The organism is Serratia sp. ASV30, assembly GCF_016428815.1.
Taxonomy (GTDB): Bacteria; Pseudomonadota; Gammaproteobacteria; order Enterobacterales; family Enterobacteriaceae; genus Chania; species Chania fonticola_C.
On record NZ_JAELTL010000033.1, the window covers coordinates 1 to 19,649 of the forward strand.

Sequence of the window (19,649 nt, forward strand, 5' to 3'; positions counted from 1 at the left end):
GCTGGAAGCGGTGGATACCCGTTTGGAACAGGCAGCCCGCACCTTGGGCGCCAATCCGTGGCGGGTGTTTTTCACCATCACCTTACCGCTTTCGCTGCCCGGTGTGATCGTTGGCGTGGTGCTGGCCTTTGCCCGCTCTTTGGGCGAGTTTGGCGCTACTATCACCTTTGTTTCCAATATCCCTGGTGAAACCCGTACCATCCCGCTGGCAATGTACACCCTGATCGAAACGCCAGGGGCCGAGGCGGCGGCGGCGCGTTTGTGCGTGATTGCCATCGTGCTGGCACTGGCTGCCCTGATGGTTTCTGAATGGCTGGCCCGCTGGGGCCGCAAGCGTATGGGCCTATAGATGTTAGAACTGGATTTCTCCCAGCAGCTTGGCGATCTCAATCTCAATGTGCAGGCTAATCTGCCGGCTCAGGGGATCACGGCGATCTTCGGGCTTTCCGGGGCCGGTAAAACCTCCTTGATCAATGCCATCGGTGGCCTGACGCTGGTGCAGCAGGGGCGTATTGTGCTGAATGGCCGCACGCTGGTGGATACCGCCAGCGGTGTCTGTTTGCCACCGGAAAAACGCCGGGTTGGCTATGTTTTCCAGGATGCGCGCCTGTTCCCGCATTATCGCGTACGAGGCAATCTGCAATACGGTATGGCGGCCAGTATGCGCGGCCAGTTTGACAGCATTGTCGAGCTGTTAGGAATTGCGCCTTTGCTGAACCGCTTGCCTTTGACCCTGTCCGGCGGTGAGAAACAGCGCGTCGCGATTGGTCGGGCGCTGCTGACCGCGCCGGAACTGTTGCTGATGGATGAACCGCTGGCCTCGCTCGATATGCCGCGCAAGCGTGAACTGCTGCCGTATCTGGAACGGCTGGCGCAGGACGTCAACATCCCCATCCTCTATGTCAGCCACAGCATGGACGAGATCTTGCGCCTTGCAGAGCAGGTGATGGTGTTGGATCACGGCCAGGTGCGGGCGTACGGTGGGTTGGAGGAGGTTTGGGCCAGCAGCGCGCTGCGGCCTTGGCTACAGCGTGAAGATCAGAGCAGCGTGTTGAGTGTGAGCGTGATTGAGCATCACCCACGCTATGCCATGACCGCGCTGGCACTGGGCGATCAGCGGCTGTGGGTCGGCGGTATTGAAGCGCCGGTGGGCAGCCAAATGCGTATTCGTATCAACGCCGCCGACGTTTCTTTAGTGTTGCAACCGCCAGCCAACAGCAGCATCCGTAATATTCTGCCCGCCAAGGTGGTGGAGTGTCTCGATGTAGCAGGGCAGGTTGAGGTGAAGCTGACGGTCGGGGAAAACATTCTCTGGGCGCGGATCACCCCATGGGCTCGTGACGATCTGGCTATCAGGCCCGGCCAGTGGCTGTATGCACAGGTCAAGAGCGTGTCGATCAGCCGCGATGGCCCCTCACCCCAACCCTCTCCCACAGGGAGAGGGAGCTATTAGCCCCTGCTCTTTTGGAAGTAAAGAGGTCACCTCAGCAAACTCGATCGCCCCTTCAACCAAGCTGAATCTGCCGGTGCTCATGAAGAATCACGATACTTTCAGTCCAACTCGATCGGTTCCCTCTCCCTGTGGGAGAGGGTTAGGGTGAGGGGTATCTTGCTAATTCAGCACGCGAGAACGGATCACTTCGGCAATCCCCGGCTGCAGGTGATCGGCAATCACCAGATCCGCACGTTCCTTGATGGCATTATCGGCATTCCCCATGGCAACGCCCAGCCCAACGGCTTCCAGCATGCTCAGGTCGTTGTAGTTGTCACCAAAGGCGACCACCTGATCCATGCTCAACCCCTGTGACTCCACCCACTGCTGCAGGCGTTTGCCCTTGCTGTTGCCGCCTTTGGCAATGTCCACCTGATCGTGCCAGGACCATTCGCAGGCCAGGCCCAGCTCTTTTTCTACCATTTCGGCAAAGCTGCGCAGCGCCGGGAGATCGCTATGTGAAGTGGCAAACTTCCAGATGGCCTGCGCGTCATCCGCCGCCTGCATCAGGCTGTTGACCTGCAACAACGTTGGGCGCTGGGCTACCGGCAAAGTCTCTGACCAAGCCAGCGAACGGATCACATGACCGCTTGTCTCCTGATACAGCATGGCGTCGTCCACATACATCAGGCCGTGAATATCGTTTTGCTTGAGCAGTTGCAGTACCTGCTTGGCCTGCTCTTTTGCCAGAGGATCGGAGGCCAGTACCTTTTTCTGCTGGAAGTCATACAGATAGGTGCCGTTACAACAAATGGCTGGCGTATCGATTTGCAGCGCCTGATAGAACGGGTGGATAGCCACGTGATGGCGGCCGGTGACCACCACGACTTTCACTCCGGCGGCACGGGCTTCCTCCAGCGCGGCCAGCGACTGCGGTAAGATACGTTTCTGGTTGTCTAGCAAAGTGCCGTCTAAATCGAGGGCAATAACACGGTAGCTCATAGCGGTCTCATTATAGTTAGCAACAAAATTAGCTCGATGGTACACCGGATAACCATTCGATAAAACCGCGTTGAGGGACGCAGCCTAGGGTTGCCATGTCACAAATGTCGCGTAAGCTAGAACAAACTGAAACCGGTTACCCTTTCTCATTAAGGAGAGCAAATGAAGCAAATCGTTTATGTCGCCAGCCCGGAGAGCCAGCAGATCCACGTATGGCAGTTAGACGACAAGGGCTCACTGGCACTGCTGCAAACGGTCGAGGTGGCGGGGCAGGTACAGCCGATGGCGATCCACCCGGATAAAACCCACCTGTATGTCGGGGTTCGCCCGGCGTTTGGCATTGTCAGCTACCGTATTGCGGAAGATGGCACGTTGCATGAGGCAGGGATGGCACCTTTGCCAGGCAGCCCAACCCATATTTCCACCGATTTGCAGGGACGTTATCTGTTCTCCGCGTCTTACAGCGGCAACTGTGCCAGCATCAGCCCGATTGGTCATGATGGCGTAGTGCTTGCGCCTACCCAGCAGATCGATGGCCTGACCGCGCCGCATTCAGCCAATATTGACCCTACCAATCAATTGCTGCTGGTGCCGTGCTTGAAAGAGGACCGCATCCGCCTGTTTAATCTGAGCCAGCAGGGCCAACTGACGCCACACGGCCAAGAAGCCGTAGCGACGGCAAGCGGAGCAGGCCCGCGCCATATGGCATTCCATGGCAACGATAAATTCGCTTACTGCGTCAATGAACTGGATGGCACGGTGGACGTGTTCGCCATCGAAGCCAACGGTGGCAAATATACGCTGGTGCAAAGCCTGGACATGATGCCTGCCGATTTCACCGGCACCCGTTGGGCGGCGGATATCCACCTCACGCCAAACGGCCGTTTCCTGTATACCAGCGATCGCACCGCCAGCATCCTGACCGTATTCAGCGTCTCGGAAGACGGCGGCAAGATTGCGGTGGTTGGCCACCATGCCACAGAAGAACAGCCGCGTGGTTTCAATATCGATCACAGCGGTCGCTTCGTGATTGCGGCAGGGCAGAAATCTGGCCATATCGGTGTGCATCAGATTGACCAAGACAGCGGTGAGCTGACGGACGTGGCGCGTTACCCGGTGGGGAAAGGCCCAATGTGGGTGAGCGTGCTGGCAAAATAGTGGGTTAAAAAATGGGGCGAAGTGCTTCGCCCCTCAATGTTTCTCAGCTGTATTTTACCGTCAACGTCGCTTTGCCAAGGCTATGGAAGTGGATGTTAAAACCGACCATTGCGCCGCTCGCCTCTGCGTCCACTGGAATGCTTTCCACGTCCAACGCATGCACGGTGAACTGATAACGATGGCTTTCACCCTGCGGCGGAGCCGCGCCACCATAGCCTGCCTTTCCAAAATCGGTACGGGTTTGCACTGCGCCAGCCGGTAGCCCCGGTTTGCCGGAACCTGCACCTTGTGGCAGTTCATGCACGTTTGCCGGGATATTGGCGACCACCCAGTGCCACCAGCCGGAGCCGGTAGGGGCATCGGGATCGTAAACCGTGATGGCAAAGCTCTTGGTGCCCGCTGGTGCATCTTCCCAGGCCAGATGAGGGGAGAGGTTGTCCCCGTGGTAGCCCATGCCGTTAAATACCTGCCGTTCAGGCATTTTTGCGCCGTCTTGCAGATCGTTGCTGTACAAACGAAAAGCCATAATGACTCCCAGTTGTCTGAAATACCGAACCCCTAAGCTAGATCGGTTTGCCGACACAATACAACCTTAAAACCGTTACTCCACCGCAGCGGCGATCGCCGCCGTTAGCCGGGTGAGCTGTTCTGGCGTGATGATATAAGGCGGCATCAGGTAGATCAGTTTACCGAAGGGCCGGATCCACACGCCGCGTTCGACAAATCCGCGTTGCAGCAACGCCACATCCACCGGCTGATACATTTCCACCACGCCAATTGCCCCAAGCACCCGCACGTCGGCCACCTTGGGTGATTTCACCAGCGGTAGCAGCTGCTGTTTAAGCTGTGCTTCAATAGTGGCGACCTGATGTTGCCAGCGATTTTCCTCCAGCAAGGACAGGCTGGCGCAGGCGACGGCACAGGCCAGCGGGTTACCCATAAAGGTTGGGCCATGCATAAAGCAGCCTGCGGCCCCGTTACTGATCGTTTCTGCAATGTGGCGCGTGGTCAGGGTGGCGGAAAGGGTCATATAGCCACCGGTTAGTGCTTTGCCCAGGCAGAGAATATCCGGCACCACGTCGGCATGTTCGCAGGCAAACAGTTTGCCGGTGCGGCCAAAACCGGTGGCGATCTCGTCGGCAATCAGCAGGATTTGGTAGCGATCGCACAGTTCCCGCACGCGTTGCAGATAGGTTGGATGATAGATGCGCATCCCACCGGCTCCTTGCACCACCGGCTCCAGGATCACGGCGGCTATTTCCCCGGCGTGCTGCTCCAGTAATTCGGCAAACGGGACAATGTCCTGTTCGTCCCAAGGCTGGTCAAAACGACACTGCGGTGCGGTAGCAAACAGATGGGTGGCCAAATAGCCCTGATACAGGCTGTGCATGGAGTTATCTGGATCGCAGACCGACATCGCGCCAAAGGTATCGCCATGATAGCCGTGGCGTAAGGTCAGGATCCGCTGCCGCCGTTCGCCACGGGCCTGCCAATATTGCAGCGCCATTTTTAACGCCACTTCAACCGCCACCGAGCCAGAATCTGCCAGGAATACGCACTGCAAAGCCTCCGGCGTCATAGCTACCAGCTTGCGGCACAGTTCAATAGCGGCGGGATGAGTGATGCCGCCGAACATCACGTGCGACATTTTCTCCAACTGTTGCACGGCTGCCTGATTCAGTTGCGGATGATTGTAACCGTGGATCGCCGCCCACCAGGAAGACATGCCATCCACCAGCAGGCGGCCATCGTCCAGTTGCAGCTCGACGCCGTTGGCGGATACCACCGGATAGCAAGGCAAGGGTTGGGTCATGGAGGTGTAAGGGTGCCAGATGTGGCGCCGATCGAATTCAATATCGCAGGGAGAAACAGACATTAACCGTAAACCAAATTTTAATAGAATGGTTGACAGTATAATCGCAAACTTTACACTGACGACACTTTTTTCCCTTTTGGAGACGCCGTAAATGGCCGATCGCATTCGCTGGACAGTGGGGCAAGCCCAGGCCCTGTTTGACAAACCCTTACTCGAACTGCTGTTTGAAGCACAAACCGTTCATCGCCAACATTTTGATCCGCAACAGGTGCAGGTCAGCACACTGCTGTCGATCAAAACCGGTGCCTGCCCGGAAGACTGTAAGTACTGCCCGCAAAGTTCGCGCTATAAAACTGGCCTGGAATCCGAACGGCTGATGCAGGTGGAACAGGTGCTGGAATCGGCGCGCAAGGCTAAAGCGGCCGGTTCGAGCCGTTTCTGTATGGGAGCCGCCTGGAAAAACCCGCACGAGCGCGATATGCCTTATCTGCAACAGATGGTGCAGGGCGTCAAGGCGATGGGGATGGAAACCTGCATGACGCTGGGCACGCTGGATGGTGCGCAGGCCGAACGGCTGGCCGAAGCGGGGCTGGATTATTACAACCATAACCTGGACACCTCGCCGGAATTCTACGGCAACATCATCACCACCCGCAGCTATCAGGAACGCCTGGATACCTTGGATAAGGTGCGTAACGCTGGGATCAAAGTCTGCTCCGGTGGGATTGTCGGGCTGGGCGAAACGGTACGTGATCGCGCTGGGCTGTTGGTGCAATTGGCCAATCTGCCCAAGCCGCCGGAGAGCGTGCCGATCAATATGCTGGTAAAGGTGAAAGGTACGCCATTGGCCGATAATGACGACGTCGATCCGTTCGACTTTATCCGCACCATTGCCATTGCCCGCATCATGATGCCAACGTCCTATGTCCGCCTTTCGGCAGGCCGTGAACAGATGAGCGAGCAGACTCAGGCGATGTGCTTTATGGCCGGAGCCAACTCCATCTTCTATGGCTGCAAGCTGTTAACCACGCCCAACCCGGAAGAGGACAAGGATCTGCAATTGTTCCGTAAGCTGGGCCTGAATCCGCAGCAAACTGCCACCGAACAGGGTGACAATCAGCAGCAGCAGGTGCTGACCGAGCAGTTGCTGCACGCCGATACCGCTGAATTCTACAACGCGGCGCTGTAATGAGCTGGCAGCAACGGATCGAACAGGCGCTGGAGGAGCGGCGAGGAGCAGCCGCTTATCGACAACGTCAAGTGAATCAAGGCGGCAATGGCCGTTATCTGCAACTTGACGGCCAGCGCTATGTGAATTTTTCCGGTAACGACTATCTGGGCCTGAGCCAACATCCTGAGGTGATCGCCGCCTGGCAGCAGGGTGCACAACGGTACGGTGTTGGCAGTGGCGGTTCCGGCCACGTTACCGGTTTTTGCCATGCTCATCATGAGCTGGAGCAGCAACTGGCGGAGTGGCTCGGCTACCCGCGTGCGCTATTGTTTATTTCCGGCTATGCGGCCAATCAAGCATTGCTTGCTGCCCTGATGCAGGCCGACGATCGCATCTTGGCGGATAAGCTCAGCCACGCTTCTATATTGGAAGCGGCCACTCACTCACCGGCGCAACTGCGGCGTTTTCGCCATAACCAGCCCCAGGCGTTGGCCACCTTGCTGCAAAAAACCTGTGCAGGCCAACAGTTGGCGATCACCGAAGGGGTGTTCAGCATGGACGGTGATAGCGCACCGCTGGCCGAACTACATCGGTTGACGCAGCAGGCAGGTGCCTGGCTGATGGTGGATGATGCGCACGGGATTGGTGTTCGTGGCGAGCAAGGGCGTGGCAGTTGCTGGCAGCAAGGTGTACGCCCGGAGGTGTTGGTCGTCACCTTTGGCAAGGCATTCGGCGTCAGCGGTGCGGCGATCCTCTGCGATGAAACGTTGGCTGAGTATCTGCTGCAATTCGCCCGTCATCTGATTTACAGCACCGCGATGCCGCCCGCTCAAGCCTGTGCCTTGCAAGCGGCCTTAAGCTGTATTCAGCAAGGGGATGAATTACGTAGTCGGTTGCAAAAACACATTCAGCATTTTCGTGCCGGAGTGGCGGGTCTGCCGTTAACGCTAACCGCGTCAGATACCGCTATCCAACCGTTGTTGGTGGGGGATAACCAACAGGCGCTGGATTTGGCGCAGCGCCTGCGAGAGCAGGGGTTGTGGGTCAGCGCCATCCGTCCACCGACGGTACCACCGGGGGGCGCGCGGTTACGCATTACGCTCACTGCGGCACACCAGCCACAGGATATCGATCGCTTGCTGGAGGTATTGCATGACGTCTGTCATTGATACGGTGAACAAGCAGGCGGTGGCGGCGGCCTTCAGCCGGGCAGCGGCGAGCTACGATACCGCAGCGGTACTGCAACGGGAGGTTGGTGAACGCTTACTGGGGATGGGGCTGTCTCATCCAGGCCAACAGGTATTGGATGCCGGTTGCGGCACGGGCTATTTCAGCCGTCGTTGGCGCGATCTGGGCAAGCAGGTCAGCGCGCTGGATCTGGCTCCGGGCATGCTGGCTTTTGCCCGCCAGCAGCAAGCGGCGGATCGCTATCTGCTCGGGGATATCGAGCACATCCCTTTGCCGACCGCCTCGGTGGATATCTGTTTTAGCAGCCTGGTGGTGCAGTGGTGCAGCGACCTGCCTCTTGCGTTGGCAGAGTTGTATCGGGTGACGCGGCCCGGTGGACTGATCCTGTTTTCTACTTTGGCTGAAGGGGCTTTACACGAGTTAGGCGACGCCTGGCAGCAAGTCGATGGTGAGCGTCATGTTAATGACTTCCTGCCGCCAGCTCACATCGCCGCCGCCTGTCATCCCTACCGGCACCAGCTTACGGCAGATTGGCAAACGCTTAATTATCCCGACGTGATGACGCTGATGCGATCGCTAAAGGGCATCGGTGCGACTCACCTGCATCAAGGGCGCGAGGCTGGCCTGCTTTCACGCCAAAGGCTTGCCGCATTGCAGGCTGCTTATCCTTGCCGGGACGGGCAGTTTCCTCTCAGTTATCATCTGGCTTATGGAGTGATTTATCGTGATTAAGCGCTGGTTCGTCACCGGAACCGACACCGAAGTGGGCAAAACCGTGGTCAGCAGTGCCTTGCTACAGGCCGCCCGCGCGGCAGGATGGCGCTGTGCTGGTTATAAACCGGTAGCGTCAGGCAGTGAGATGACCGATGAAGGGTTACGTAACAGCGATGCGTTGGCACTGCAGAGAAACAGCAGCGTAGCGCTGGATTACGCCGTAGTGAACCCTTACACCTTTGCAGAACCGACCTCGCCGCATATCGTCAGCCAGGCCGAAGGGCGGCCCATCTCGCTAACACGGCTTTCCACCGGTTTACGTCATCTTGAGCAACGTGCAGACTGGCTTTTAGTCGAGGGCGCAGGCGGGTGGTTTACGCCGCTTTCTGAGCATGAAACCTTTGCCGACTGGGTGCAGCAGGAGCAACTGCCGGTGATCCTGGTGGTGGGCATCAAGCTGGGCTGCATCAATCATGCTCTATTGACTGCGCTGGCGATCCAACAGTCAGGTCTGACCCTGGCAGGCTGGATCGCCAATGACGTCACTCCGCCGGGAAAACGACATCAAGAGTACCTTGCCACTCTTTGCCGCCTATTGCCCGCGCCCCTGTTGGGCGAGATCCCACATTTACCGCAGGTAGAGCAGCAGGCATTGGGACAGTATCTCGATTTAACCAGGTTGAACCCTTAACCTGATGGCCCACGGAGGGGCCAGAATCAGTCCGTCAGATAGGCATCAATCAGCCCCTTATCCAACTGCCCCAGCGTGCCATTGGCCACGTTACGGCCTTTATCCATCAGACAGAAGCGGTCAGCCAGATGGCGGGCAAAGGGGAGTTGGTGCTCAACCAGCAAAATGGTCATGCCCAGCTCCTGATTCAGCTTACGGAGCACCAGGCCGATCTCCGTCGCCAGGGAAGGTGACATACCGGCGGTGGGTTCATCCAGGATCAGCAGTTCCGGTTCCAGCATCAGAGCGCGGCCTAAGGCCAACTGCTGTTGCTCACTTTGGCACAGGTCGCCCGCACGGCGCATACGCATCGCCTGCAGCCGTGGGAACAGATTGTAAATAATAGGGGGCATACGGCGGACCTTGCCACGCCCGGCCAGCAAGGCTACCTGCAGGTTCTCTTCTACGCTCAGTTGGGAAAAGATTTGCCGCCCTTGTGGCACGTAACCAATGCCCAGTAATGCCCGGTTTTCTACCGGCTGTGGCAACAGGTTTTGCGGTGGCTCATCCGCCAACTGCCAGGTCATACTGCCGCTGACGATCGGCAGGTGTCCCATGATGCAATTGATCAGCGTGGTTTTGCCCACCCCATTACGGCCAAGCAACAGGGTGCATTGCCCACGAGGCAACTCAAGGCTGACATCCCACAGCGTATGCTGTTGTCCATAATATTGGTTTACCGCCCGTAAGCTTAACATTTGGCATCTCCTCCAAGACCGATATTCACGTATGGGTAACGTTGACCGCAGCAAGCGGTGTCTCTCCCGGGTGTGGCAAATGCTGTGCTGATTACCTTAATCGCGGCTCAGGCTAAAAAATTGAAAAATGGCCGCTACCGGTCGTTTGGCGGCTCTAGGGGGGCTTTTTGGTATGCAATGAACTTTTTCGCCGAAGATAACCTTGTAGGCTCCAGCCGGTTTTGGCCAAAATTTGCCAGTTCTTCCGCAAGGTCAAGCCCCTGAATAAGTAAATGCAATTACCAGGCCATCAGGCGTTGCGCAACGAAAAAGTCAGTTTGTTACTGTTTTGTTAATTGAATTGAGCCCGGTGAGCAAGGGCTCTGCTAGGGCTTGAAGGTTAACTTGGGCGTTTTTTGCACCGTTACCGTGCGGCAGGGCAAGCTGTTGGTGCAAGCCCTAAAGGTTGTTGCCGCAACTTGCAACCCCTGGCAAGCGAAATAGGTAAAAGAAGAATTTTGTTATCACGGCTTTTAGCATTAATCGGCATAACCAAAGCGATAATATTGTCAAAAAATAACTAAAAAACCGGCTCCGTTGACGTTTCATTGGGAAAAGCGTTCTTTCCGCAACTCCCGCCCCCCGTGGGGTAGTGAGAGTTATCCACTATTCCTGTGGATAACCTTGTGCATTATACTTAGAAAAGCGGTGTGAACAGAGAGCGGGCGCGGGTTGTATGCAGGTTGTCCGCATTCTCGTCTTTTTATTAAATATATTTAATATCAATAAGTTAATTAAAATCAAGCCAACGAATACCGTTAACGTACCGATGGGCGATTTTTTAGCGTATTGACGGCCAAAAGTTAATTCGTGACGCAATCTGGGGATAACAGAGTGATTGACAATAAAAATGTCATGGTATTGTCACCTTGCCGGTGCGTTCGCGCCCCGTTAACGGACGCAATAGCGTAAATCCGCTTGAAGCTGGTTTTATATCCAGTATCATGGGCACTGGCGGAAATCTTCCGGTCTTTCCATAATTAGGCCGCTACCGTCTGGCCGCAAACCTGAAAGATGATGGGGATATGAGCAAACATTTCAAACTGCATTCCGAATTCAAACCGGCCGGCGATCAGCCACAAGCCATCCAAAAGCTGGAAGAGGGCCTGGAAGACGGCCTGGCGCATCAAACGCTGCTGGGGGTTACCGGCTCGGGTAAAACCTTTACCATCGCCAATGTGATCGCCGACCTCAACCGGCCCACCATGGTGCTGGCGCCCAACAAGACTCTGGCGGCGCAGCTGTATGGCGAGATGAAAGAGTTCTTTCCCGAGAATGCGGTGGAATATTTTGTCTCCTACTATGATTACTACCAGCCAGAAGCCTATGTGCCTAGCTCCGATACCTTTATCGAGAAAGATGCCTCGGTCAACGAACATATCGAGCAGATGCGCCTGTCGGCCACCAAAGCGCTGCTGGAGCGGCGTGACGTAGTGGTGGTGGCTTCGGTTTCCGCGATCTACGGCCTGGGCGATCCGGATCTGTACCTGAAAATGATGCTGCACCTGACCAAGGGCATGATCATCGATCAGCGTTCGATCCTGCGCCGTCTGGCCGAGCTGCAATATACCCGCAACGATCAGGCCTTCCAGCGTGCCACCTTCCGCGTGCGTGGCGAAGTGATCGACATTTTCCCGGCAGAATCGGACGAGTTGGCGCTGCGCGTTGAGCTGTTCGACGAAGAGGTCGAACGCCTGTCGCTGTTCGATCCGCTAACCGGCCAGATTGAGCAGGTGGTGCCACGCTTTACCATTTACCCCAAATCTCACTACGTTACCCCGCGTGAACGTATCGTGCAGGCGATGGAAGAGATCAAGGTGGAACTGGCCCAGCGGCGTAAAGTGCTGCTGGAAAACAACAAGCTGTTGGAAGAACAGCGGTTGACGCAGCGTACCCAGTTCGATCTGGAAATGATGAACGAGCTGGGTTACTGCTCCGGTATCGAAAACTACTCGCGCTATCTTTCCGGGCGCGGTGAGGGCGAGCCACCGCCAACCCTGTTCGACTACCTGCCCGCAGACGGATTGCTGGTGGTGGATGAATCCCACGTCACCATCCCGCAGATCGGCGGTATGTTCAAAGGCGACCGTTCGCGTAAAGAGACGCTGGTGGAGTACGGCTTCCGTTTGCCTTCGGCGCTGGATAACCGGCCGATGCGTTTTGAAGAGTTTGCCGCTGCGGCACCGCAAACTATCTACGTGTCCGCCACGCCGGGCAAATATGAGCTGGAGAAATCCGGCGGCGATATTATCGATCAGGTGGTGCGCCCAACCGGCCTGCTGGATCCGATCGTCGAAGTGCGCCCGGTCACTACTCAGGTGGACGATCTGCTTTCCGAGATCCGCAAGCGCGTGGCCATCAACGAGCGCGTACTGGTCACCACGTTGACCAAGCGTATGGCAGAAGACCTGACGGAATACCTGGAAGAGCACGGGGAGCGGGTGCGTTATCTGCACTCGGACATTGATACGGTAGAACGTGTCGAAATCATCCGTGATTTGCGTCTGGGCGAGTTTGACGTGCTGGTGGGGATCAACCTGTTAAGGGAAGGCCTGGACATGCCAGAGGTATCGCTGGTGGCGATCCTGGACGCGGACAAGGAAGGGTTCCTGCGTTCTGAGCGCTCACTGATCCAGACCATTGGCCGAGCGGCGCGTAACCTTAACGGTAAAGCGATCCTGTATGGCGACAGGATCACCGACTCCATGGCCAAGGCGATCGGTGAAACCGAACGCCGCCGCGCCAAGCAGCAGGCGCATAACGAAGCCAACGGTATCGTACCTCAGGGCCTGAACAAGAAGGTTTCGGATATTCTGCAACTTGGGCAACCAAGCAGCCGTGGCAAGCACAAAGGGAAGGGTAAAGCGGCAGAGAGCGCGGCGCAATACAAACTGCTCACCCCCAAAGCGCTGGAGCAAAAAATCCAGGAGTTGGAGGCACAGATGTATTCTCATGCGCAGAATCTGGAGTTCGAACAGGCCGCTGCGGTGCGTGATGAAATCCACCAACTGCGCGAGCAGTTTATCGCGCTATCATAGTGAACCCAAGGGGCGTGGTATGCGCGCCCCGGTAAATTTTCTTGCCGTATGCCCGTTTGCTGATTAAGGTGTGCGCCCCAAGTATTGAGATGAGTAGCCGCCATGACCGCAACCCCATCCAAAGACCCGTTACACGGCATTACGCTGGAGCAACTGCTGAACAAGCTGGTAGCCCAATATGGCTGGAACGGGCTGGCAGAGCGTATTCGCATTAACTGCTTCAGCAGCGATCCGAGCATCAAATCCAGCCTCAAGTTCTTGCGCCGCACCCCGTGGGCACGCAAGCAGGTGGAAGATCTCTACATCGACAGCGTTAGCGATAATCCTTGGCTCCGTGGTCAAGATTAATCGCGGCTAGCTAGCTGCACCAACGCGGTATCCAGCGCCTGGCGTAATAGCTGGCGATCGTGGCGATACGGGATATCGCTGGCTTCCAGCGGTTGTTGCACCACAATGCGATCTTGCATGGCGCTGGTATCCACCGCCGGGCCAACGATCACCGCGTCAATCATTTTACGGCCAATCTTTTCTTCCATCAGCGTCAGTTTGTCTTGCAGCGTCAGTGCGGCTGCGGCGACGCTCAGTTCGCGGCCCAGGTTACCGATATACACCATATTGGCGCTGCTGCGTCGCAGGGCCTGAGTCAGATCCTCAAGCAGCAACAGTGGCATCAGGCTGGTAAGAAAACTGCCTGGCCCGATCAGGATCAGATCGGCCTGCGCGATCGCCTCAACCGCTTCACGGGTGGCGTGTACCGGCGGGGAGAGCATCAGCTCTTGCGGCATGATCCTTAGCTGGTCGATATTCACTTCACCGTAGACCTGGTGCCCTTCATGATCGTGGGCCATCAGATCGACCGGCTGTTCCGACATCGGGATCAGCGCAGCGTCCACTTTCAGCAGGCTACGTACCAGATTGATCGCCTCCAACGGGCGTACGCTCAGGTGATCCAAGGCCTTTAGCATCAGGTTTCCCAGGTTATGCCCTGCCAACTCCCCGTTGCCGCTAAAACGGTATTCAAACATCGCCGAGGCGACGCTAGGCTCGGTAATCAGCTGATTGAGGCAATTACGGGTGTCACCCCAGGCAATGCCGCCTTCAGAACGGCGGATACGGCCGGTAGAACCGCCGTTATCGGTGGTGGTGACAATGCCGGTCAGGCGAGAACCCAACGAGGACAGTGAAGACATCACACGGCCAAGACCGTGACCACCACCTAATGCCACGACGCGATCAAGATCGGCCAGGGTACGGTTGCGCATAAAATTCCTTAACTCAGGGTAGGTAGACTGCCTGCATAAAGTAGCGGATTTGGCACAAAAACGCGATAAAGAGTGCGATTTGCGTGATTCTGGTCAATTCGCTGGCATAACGGTTGTTTATTATGGTTATCCAGACCTGAGAGGGTGAAAAATCGCTGTATACACAAGTATATAGCGTGAATCCACATTGGCTATCGTGGCTGTTTAGCGCTAGAATTCTCGGGAAAACCACGGTTTCGTTCCGGCTACTTGAGGTAGCGGGAATGGGATCAAAACTCCTAGCCTTGGTACCTACGTTGTTCTTTGGAGCGATAGGGTATCCTGGCCGTGGCGAAGTCAGCCACCAGGGTGCAGAGTGGAAACGCTCGCATCTCCCGTATTTGGAAGGTGTTACAGGTGCCGCAACTTATTGATGCTTTTGAGCGCAAATTCTACTATTTGCGCCTATCGATCACCGACGTGTGTAACTTTCGTTGCACCTACTGTCTGCCGGATGGCTATAAGCCGAGCGGAAGCCCCAAGACCTTCCTCTCTCTGGATGAAATTCGGCGCGTCAGCCGTGCCTTTGCCGAACTGGGTACCGAAAAGGTACGCCTGACCGGCGGTGAGCCTTCTTTACGCCGCGATTTTACCGACATCATTGCCGCCGTGCGCGAAAACCCAGCGATCCGAACCCTGGCTGTGACCACCAACGGCTATCGCCTGGCACGTGATGTAGCCAGTTGGCGTGATGCGGGCCTTACGGCGATTAACGTCAGCGTAGACAGCCTTGACGCACGCCAGTTTCATGCCATCACCGGCCAGGACAAGTTCCGCCAGGTGATGGAGGGCATCGATGCCGCCTTTACCGCCGGTTACAGCAAGGTGAAGGTGAATGCAGTGCTGATGCGTGATGTCAATCACCAGCAACTGGGCAGCTTCCTTAACTGGATCAAGGATCGGCCAATCCAACTGCGGTTTATCGAACTGATGGAAACCGGTGATGGCAGCGATCTGTTCCGCAAGCACCATGTGTCTGGCGAAGTGATCCGCCTGCAGTTGGAGCAGCAGGGTTGGCAGCGCCAAGTTCGTGGCCGCAGTGATGGCCCGGCGCAGGTATTCAGCCACCCGGATTATCAGGGCGAGATAGGGCTGATCATGCCGTACGAAAAAGATTTCTGCGCCAGTTGCAACCGCCTGCGGGTTTCCGCCATTGGCAATCTGCATCTGTGCCTGTTTGGTGAGCAAGGGATTACCCTGCGCGATCTGCTGGCGGATGACGGCCAGTTGGAACAGCTGAAAATGCGCATTCAAAGCGGGCTGCAAACCAAAAAGCAGACCCACTTCCTGCATCAGGGCAATAGCGGTCTCACGCAGAACCTCTCGTTTATCGGCGGTTGATACGATTTCCTGTAGCAATGGGGAACGTCAGATGATGAATACCAGCTCGAACGGTCCCCCTCTCACTAAAGGAGAGGGTTAGGGGTGAGGGGCCATCGACAATCAGGAGCACAACACACAATGAGCCAAACCAGCAGTGAATTTATTGCGGCCAAGATTGCCATTCTGACCGTTTCGGATCGCCGCACTGAAGTGGAAGATACCTCCGGGCAATATCTACAAGAAGCCGCGCAGGAAACCGGCCATCAGGTGGTGGCACGTGCCCTGGTCAAAGACAATATTTATCAGATCCGTGCGCAGGTTTCCGCATGGATTGCCAGCGATGACGTGCAGGCCGTGTTGATTAACGGCGGCACCGGCTTTACCTCCGGGGACAATACGCCAGAAGCGCTATTGCCGCTGTTTGACCGCGAAGTGGAAGGGTTCGGCGAACTGTTCCGCATGGTGTCATACGAAGAGATCGGTACCGCGACCATCCAGTCCCGCGCTTTGGCCGGTATTGCCAATCAGACGGTGATCTTCGCCATGCCGGGTTCCACCCGCGCCTGTCGTACCGCCTGGGAGCGTATTATTGAAGAACAGTTGGACGCGCGCCATCGCCCGTGCAACTTCTTACCCCATTTAAAGAAATAATCTATGACGCAGCTAACCCACATTAACGCCGCTGGCGAGGCCCATATGGTCGATGTCTCTGCCAAAGCGGAGACGGTACGTGAAGCCCGTGCCGAGGCTTTTGTTGAAATGCAGGCGGCAACGCTGGCGATGATTATCGACGGCAGCCACCATAAAGGTGACGTATTTGCCACGGCACGTATTGCCGGAATTCAAGCGGCGAAGCGCACCTGGGAACTGATCCCTCTTTGTCATCCGTTGATGTTAAGCAAGGTGGAAGTACAGCTCGAAGCGCAGCCGGAATTTAACCGTGTGCGTATCGAAACCTGCTGCCGTTTGACCGGTAAAACCGGGGTTGAAATGGAGGCGTTGACTGCCGCTTCGGTGGCCGCACTCACCATCTACGACATGTGCAAAGCGGTGCAGAAAGATATGGTAATTGGCCCGGTGCGGCTGCTGGCAAAAAGCGGCGGCAAGTCCGGTGATTTTAAGGTGGAATCATGATCACTATTCTGTTTTTCGCGCAGGTGCGTGAACTGGTCGGTACCAATATGCTGAGCCTGCCGGCGCAGTACCTTACGGTTGAAGAGTTGCGTAAATCGCTGTGCGAGCGTGGCGATCGTTGGGCGCTGGCGCTGGAGCCCGGTAAATTGCTGACGGCGGTCAACCAATCGCTGGTGGCCGCAGAGCATCCGCTGCAAGCCGGTGATGAAGTGGCTTTCTTTCCACCGGTAACCGGAGGTTAACAGTGGAAAATACTCGTATCCGCGTTGGCCAGGCAACCTTTAGCGTAGGTGAAGAATACCAGTGGCTGGCACAGTGTGATGATGACGGCGCAGTGGTGACTTTTACCGGCAAGGTACGTAATCACAATCTGGGGGATGAGGTCAGCGCGCTGTCGTTGGAGCATTACCCTGGCATGACTGAAAAAGCCCTTGAAGAGATTGTTGCACAAGCGCGGGCCCGTTGGCCATTGCAGCGGGCAACGGTGATCCATCGCATCGGTGATCTCTTCCCTGGTGATGAAATTGTGTTTGTCGGCGTGACCAGCGCCCACCGCAGCATGGCCTTCGAGGCGGCACAATTTATTATGGATTACCTGAAAACCCGAGCTCCCTTCTGGAAACGTGAGGCGACCGGGCAGGGAGAGCGCTGGGTAGAGGCTCGTGATACGGATAAACAAGCCGCCAAACGTTGGTAAATCGAGCTTCAACAGCGGAAATAAATCAATACCTTTGCCCGTTTCGCGTAGCGTTTTCTGTGATACGCTTACTGTTGGCAGGGGAAGTTCCCCGAAACTTGGCTCACATGTAAAAGGTAACCGTCATGGACCGATATCCACGTAATGGTTCGATCGTTGAACGTGCCAACAGCGGCATTCAGGCTTATATGGCGCAGGTGTATGGCTGGATGACCTGTGGCTTGCTGTTGACCGCATTTGTTTCCTGGTATGCAGCGCATACGCCTGCGATCATCAACTTTATTTTCTCTAGCCAGATCACCTTCTTTGGGTTGATTATCCTGCAGTTGGGCCTGGTGTTTGTGATTTCCGGCATGGTTAACCGCCTGAGCGGAACCATGGCCACTGGGCTATTTATGCTCTACTCGGCGCTGACCGGGCTAACGCTATCGAGCATCTTCATTGCTTACACCTATAGCTCTATCGCCAGCACCTTCGTGGTCACTGCGGGGATGTTCGGTGCGATGAGCCTGTACGGCTACACCACCAAACGCGATTTGAGCGGTTTCGGCAGCATGCTGTTTATGGGGCTGATTGGTATTGTGCTGGCGTCACTGGTGAACATCTGGCTGAAAAGCCCGGCGCTGATGTGGGCAATCACCTATATCGGCGTGCTGGTATTTGTGGGCCTGACGGCGTATGACACCCAGAAACTGAAAGCGATGGGTGAACAGCTGAATGCCGATGATAAAGACAGCTTCCGCAAATACGCCATCGTTGGCGCATTGACGCTGTATCTCGACTTTATCAACCTGTTCCTGATGCTGTTGCGTATCTTCGGCAACCGCCGCTAAAAGCGGAAAGTCGGTGTCCTCGCCCTAACCCTCTCCCTCAGGAGAGGGAACCGAAGGTGCCTCAGTTTTACTCTCGTAGTTAGCTCTAGCGCTGTACTAGCTCCCTCGCCCTTTGGGAGAGGGTTGGGGTGAGGGATAAAACGGGCTGGATCACCAATAAAACGCGATCCCCCAGACGCGAATATTAAAAGCCGGAGAGTGGTTAACTCCCCGGCCTTAGCTACGTTTCCACCATCATCAATCGATGAACCGGCGGATCCGTTCAGGCAATCTTGCGCCGGAACATGGCATAGGCTGCGCTACCGGTGGTGGCGGTAATCACCAACAGTGGCCATAGGCTGTGCCAGATGATGCTGAAACCGGCATCCTTGAGGTAGATCTGCTTGGTGATATCGGTGAAGTGGCGGATAGGGTTGGCCCAGGTGAGATGCTGAAGCCAAACCGGCATATTTTCCACCGGCGAGACATAGCCAGAAAGCAGTATCGCCGGCATCATAAACACAAACACCCCGATAAACGCCTGCTGCTGCGTCGCGCACAGCGAAGAAATCAGCAGCCCGAAGCCCACCAAAGACAACCCGTAAACCAGCATGGTGCCGTAGAACAGCAGCAACGAACCGGCAAACGGGATCTGGTAGGCAAAGATACCGATAAACAGCACGATCGAAGCCTGGAAGGTGGCAATGATCAGGGCCGGTACCGCTTTGCCGATAAAAATCTGCCAGGTGGTTAAAGGCGAAACCAACAACTGCTCTAACGTGCCTTGCTCACGTTCACGCGCGACGGAAAGCGAGGTAACGATCAACACGCCGATGGTGGTGATCATCGCGATCAGCGAAGGCACGACGAACCATTTGTAATCCAGATTCGGGTTATACCAGTTGCGTACCACCAGTTCGCTGTTGTTGGGCTTGGTACGCTGCCCAATCAGCTCATTCTGGTAGTCCTGGACGATCTGCTGCACATAGTTGGCGGCGATCTGCGCGCTGTTGGAGTTACGGCCATCGAGGATCAGCTGCAACGGCGCGGTATTACCGCTGGCGATATCCCGTGAGAAGTTGGCCGGGAAGCGGACCAGCAGCAGCGCTTTCTGATTATCAATAGTGGTTCTTATCTCCTGCGGGCTGCGCAACAACAGCACGTGAGAAAAGGCTTTGGCCTTGGCAAGGCGTTGAGTCAGCTCAATAGAGTGCTGGCCGCTGTCCTCACTGTACACCGCGATGGTGGCGTTGGTGACTTCCAGCGTGGCGGCGAACGGGAACAGCACCACCTGCAACAACACTGGCATAATCAGGATCGCGCGGGTCTGCGGATCGCGCAGTAGAGACTGCATTTCTTTAACGATCAACGTCCAGAGACGGTGAAACATGGCTTC

21 protein-coding genes and 1 riboswitch are annotated in these 19,649 nt (G+C 56.2%); of the genes, 15 read left to right on the forward strand and 6 right to left on the reverse strand.

Annotation, left to right across the window (positions count from 1 at the left end; all coding sequences use genetic code 11):
* The coding region (locus JHD74_RS15355) for an ABC transporter permease subunit (RefSeq protein WP_199063016.1) at positions 1–349 on the forward strand (349 nt) is incomplete at its 5' end.
* Positions 350–1,453 (forward strand): molybdenum ABC transporter ATP-binding protein ModC, encoded by a 1,104-nt coding sequence (modC, locus tag JHD74_RS15360; RefSeq protein WP_024530540.1) that lies wholly within the window; start codon positions 350–352, stop codon positions 1,451–1,453.
* Positions 1,454–1,612: 159 nt separating this feature from the next.
* Here the strand turns inward: modC and JHD74_RS15365 are convergent, their stop codons facing one another.
* Positions 1,613–2,434 carry a pyridoxal phosphatase gene (locus tag JHD74_RS15365; RefSeq protein ID WP_074027957.1) on the reverse strand — a complete coding sequence of 274 codons (822 nt, stop codon included), beginning with the start codon at positions 2,432–2,434 and terminating at the stop codon, positions 1,613–1,615.
* Between the two features lie 162 nt (positions 2,435–2,596).
* Here JHD74_RS15365 and pgl point away from each other — a divergent pair, with 162 nt between their 5' ends.
* Complete coding sequence (pgl, locus tag JHD74_RS15370; RefSeq protein ID WP_024530542.1) at positions 2,597–3,592, forward strand: 6-phosphogluconolactonase; 996 nt, start codon at positions 2,597–2,599, stop codon at positions 3,590–3,592.
* A 43-nt stretch (positions 3,593–3,635) separates the two neighbouring features.
* Here the strand turns inward: pgl and JHD74_RS15375 are convergent, their stop codons facing one another.
* Complete coding sequence (locus JHD74_RS15375) at positions 3,636–4,118, reverse strand: kinase inhibitor (protein ID WP_024530543.1); 483 nt, start codon at positions 4,116–4,118, stop codon at positions 3,636–3,638.
* Between the two features lie 75 nt (positions 4,119–4,193).
* Positions 4,194–5,468 carry an adenosylmethionine--8-amino-7-oxononanoate transaminase gene (gene bioA, locus JHD74_RS15380; RefSeq protein WP_024530544.1) on the reverse strand — a complete coding sequence of 425 codons (1,275 nt, stop codon included), beginning with the start codon at positions 5,466–5,468 and terminating at the stop codon, positions 4,194–4,196.
* A gap of 91 nt (positions 5,469–5,559) precedes the next feature.
* Here bioA and bioB point away from each other — a divergent pair, with 91 nt between their 5' ends.
* From bioB to bioD, 4 genes are read left to right on the forward strand one after another with little or no spacing between them, the layout of a single operon-like run.
* Positions 5,560–6,597 carry a biotin synthase BioB gene (gene bioB / locus JHD74_RS15385; RefSeq protein WP_024530545.1) on the forward strand — a complete coding sequence of 346 codons (1,038 nt, stop codon included), beginning with the start codon at positions 5,560–5,562 and terminating at the stop codon, positions 6,595–6,597.
* Positions 6,597–7,748 carry an 8-amino-7-oxononanoate synthase gene (bioF, locus tag JHD74_RS15390; RefSeq protein ID WP_199063017.1) on the forward strand — a complete coding sequence of 384 codons (1,152 nt, stop codon included), beginning with the start codon at positions 6,597–6,599 and terminating at the stop codon, positions 7,746–7,748. Before bioB ends, bioF begins: the two co-directional genes overlap by 1 nt.
* A complete protein-coding gene (gene bioC, locus JHD74_RS15395; RefSeq protein WP_199063018.1) occupies positions 7,732–8,499 on the forward strand; it encodes a malonyl-ACP O-methyltransferase BioC in 768 nt (255 codons plus the stop codon). Before bioF ends, bioC begins: the two co-directional genes overlap by 17 nt.
* Positions 8,492–9,172, forward strand: a complete 681-nt coding sequence (gene bioD / locus JHD74_RS15400) for a dethiobiotin synthase (RefSeq protein WP_199063019.1) — start codon at positions 8,492–8,494, stop codon at positions 9,170–9,172. The genes bioC and bioD overlap by 8 nt, the downstream gene beginning before the upstream one ends.
* Positions 9,173–9,198: 26 nt before the next feature.
* On the opposite strand, the gene JHD74_RS15405 is transcribed toward bioD, so the two are convergent.
* Positions 9,199–9,909: an ABC transporter ATP-binding protein gene (locus JHD74_RS15405; RefSeq protein ID WP_199063020.1), complete on the reverse strand. Its 711-nt coding sequence runs from the start codon at positions 9,907–9,909 to the stop codon at positions 9,199–9,201.
* A 1,064-nt stretch (positions 9,910–10,973) separates the two neighbouring features.
* Between JHD74_RS15405 and uvrB the strand changes: the two genes are divergently transcribed.
* The gene (uvrB, locus tag JHD74_RS15410; RefSeq protein WP_024530550.1) at positions 10,974–12,986 is read left to right on the forward strand and encodes an excinuclease ABC subunit UvrB; all 2,013 of its coding nucleotides are present in this window, start codon (positions 10,974–10,976) and stop codon (positions 12,984–12,986) included.
* Positions 12,987–13,088: 102 nt separating this feature from the next.
* Positions 13,089–13,334: a VF530 family DNA-binding protein gene (locus tag JHD74_RS15415; RefSeq protein WP_021180393.1), complete on the forward strand. Its 246-nt coding sequence runs from the start codon at positions 13,089–13,091 to the stop codon at positions 13,332–13,334.
* Here the strand turns inward: JHD74_RS15415 and yvcK are convergent.
* A complete protein-coding gene (gene yvcK, locus JHD74_RS15420) occupies positions 13,331–14,248 on the reverse strand; it encodes a uridine diphosphate-N-acetylglucosamine-binding protein YvcK (protein WP_024530551.1) in 918 nt (305 codons plus the stop codon). The two genes, JHD74_RS15415 and yvcK, sit on opposite strands and share 4 nt — an antisense overlap.
* 263 nt (positions 14,249–14,511) lie before the next feature.
* Positions 14,512–14,654, forward strand: a riboswitch (molybdenum cofactor riboswitch).
* On the opposite strand from yvcK, the gene moaA reads away from it, so the two are divergent.
* The 6 genes from moaA (at position 14,645) to JHD74_RS15450 (ending at position 18,274) form a co-directional block, all read left to right on the forward strand.
* Positions 14,645–15,628, forward strand: coding sequence for a GTP 3',8-cyclase MoaA (moaA, locus tag JHD74_RS15425; protein ID WP_021180395.1), 984 nt, complete (start codon positions 14,645–14,647; stop codon positions 15,626–15,628). (Overlaps the previous riboswitch by 10 nt.)
* Before the next feature lie 120 nt (positions 15,629–15,748).
* Positions 15,749–16,261: a molybdenum cofactor biosynthesis protein B gene (gene moaB / locus JHD74_RS15430; protein WP_199063021.1), complete on the forward strand. Its 513-nt coding sequence runs from the start codon at positions 15,749–15,751 to the stop codon at positions 16,259–16,261.
* A 3-nt stretch (positions 16,262–16,264) separates the two neighbouring features.
* The gene (gene moaC, locus JHD74_RS15435) at positions 16,265–16,744 is read left to right on the forward strand and encodes a cyclic pyranopterin monophosphate synthase MoaC (protein WP_024530554.1); all 480 of its coding nucleotides are present in this window, start codon (positions 16,265–16,267) and stop codon (positions 16,742–16,744) included.
* Positions 16,741–16,986, forward strand: a complete 246-nt coding sequence (gene moaD, locus JHD74_RS15440; protein ID WP_024530555.1) for a molybdopterin synthase sulfur carrier subunit — start codon at positions 16,741–16,743, stop codon at positions 16,984–16,986. The genes moaC and moaD overlap by 4 nt, the downstream gene beginning before the upstream one ends.
* Before the next feature lie 2 nt (positions 16,987–16,988).
* Positions 16,989–17,441 (forward strand): molybdopterin synthase catalytic subunit MoaE, encoded by a 453-nt coding sequence (gene moaE, locus JHD74_RS15445; RefSeq protein ID WP_199063022.1) that lies wholly within the window; start codon positions 16,989–16,991, stop codon positions 17,439–17,441.
* A 125-nt stretch (positions 17,442–17,566) separates the two neighbouring features.
* On the forward strand, positions 17,567–18,274 hold the full coding sequence (locus JHD74_RS15450; protein ID WP_021180400.1) for a Bax inhibitor-1/YccA family protein: 708 nt from the start codon (positions 17,567–17,569) through the stop codon (positions 18,272–18,274).
* Positions 18,275–18,536: 262 nt separating this feature from the next.
* On the opposite strand, the gene JHD74_RS15455 is transcribed toward JHD74_RS15450, so the two are convergent.
* Positions 18,537–19,643, reverse strand: a complete 1,107-nt coding sequence (locus tag JHD74_RS15455; RefSeq protein WP_024530557.1) for an ABC transporter permease — start codon at positions 19,641–19,643, stop codon at positions 18,537–18,539.
* Positions 19,644–19,649 lie beyond the last annotated feature (6 nt).

Coding starts and splice junctions, on each gene's coding strand:
- bioC (WP_199063018.1), top strand. CDS start 7,732: ATGACGTCTGTCATTGATACGGTGAACAAGCAGGCGGTGGCGGCGGCC.
- bioF (WP_199063017.1), top strand. CDS start 6,597: ATGAGCTGGCAGCAACGGATCGAACAGGCGCTGGAGGAGCGGCGAGGA.
- JHD74_RS15415 (WP_021180393.1), top strand. CDS start 13,089: ATGACCGCAACCCCATCCAAAGACCCGTTACACGGCATTACGCTGGAG.
- JHD74_RS15365 (WP_074027957.1), bottom strand. CDS start 2,434: ATGAGCTACCGTGTTATTGCCCTCGATTTAGACGGCACTTTGCTAGAC.
- moaB (WP_199063021.1), top strand. CDS start 15,749: ATGAGCCAAACCAGCAGTGAATTTATTGCGGCCAAGATTGCCATTCTG.
- JHD74_RS15405 (WP_199063020.1), bottom strand. CDS start 9,909: ATGTTAAGCTTACGGGCGGTAAACCAATATTATGGACAACAGCATACG.
- JHD74_RS15455 (WP_024530557.1), bottom strand. CDS start 19,643: ATGTTTCACCGTCTCTGGACGTTGATCGTTAAAGAAATGCAGTCTCTA.
- JHD74_RS15375 (WP_024530543.1), bottom strand. CDS start 4,118: ATGGCTTTTCGTTTGTACAGCAACGATCTGCAAGACGGCGCAAAAATG.
- moaD (WP_024530555.1), top strand. CDS start 16,741: ATGATCACTATTCTGTTTTTCGCGCAGGTGCGTGAACTGGTCGGTACC.
- bioA (WP_024530544.1), bottom strand. CDS start 5,468: ATGTCTGTTTCTCCCTGCGATATTGAATTCGATCGGCGCCACATCTGG.
- modC (WP_024530540.1), top strand. CDS start 350: ATGTTAGAACTGGATTTCTCCCAGCAGCTTGGCGATCTCAATCTCAAT.
- JHD74_RS15450 (WP_021180400.1), top strand. CDS start 17,567: ATGGACCGATATCCACGTAATGGTTCGATCGTTGAACGTGCCAACAGC.
- yvcK (WP_024530551.1), bottom strand. CDS start 14,248: ATGCGCAACCGTACCCTGGCCGATCTTGATCGCGTCGTGGCATTAGGT.
- moaC (WP_024530554.1), top strand. CDS start 16,265: ATGACGCAGCTAACCCACATTAACGCCGCTGGCGAGGCCCATATGGTC.
- uvrB (WP_024530550.1), top strand. CDS start 10,974: ATGAGCAAACATTTCAAACTGCATTCCGAATTCAAACCGGCCGGCGAT.
- bioB (WP_024530545.1), top strand. CDS start 5,560: ATGGCCGATCGCATTCGCTGGACAGTGGGGCAAGCCCAGGCCCTGTTT.
- pgl (WP_024530542.1), top strand. CDS start 2,597: ATGAAGCAAATCGTTTATGTCGCCAGCCCGGAGAGCCAGCAGATCCAC.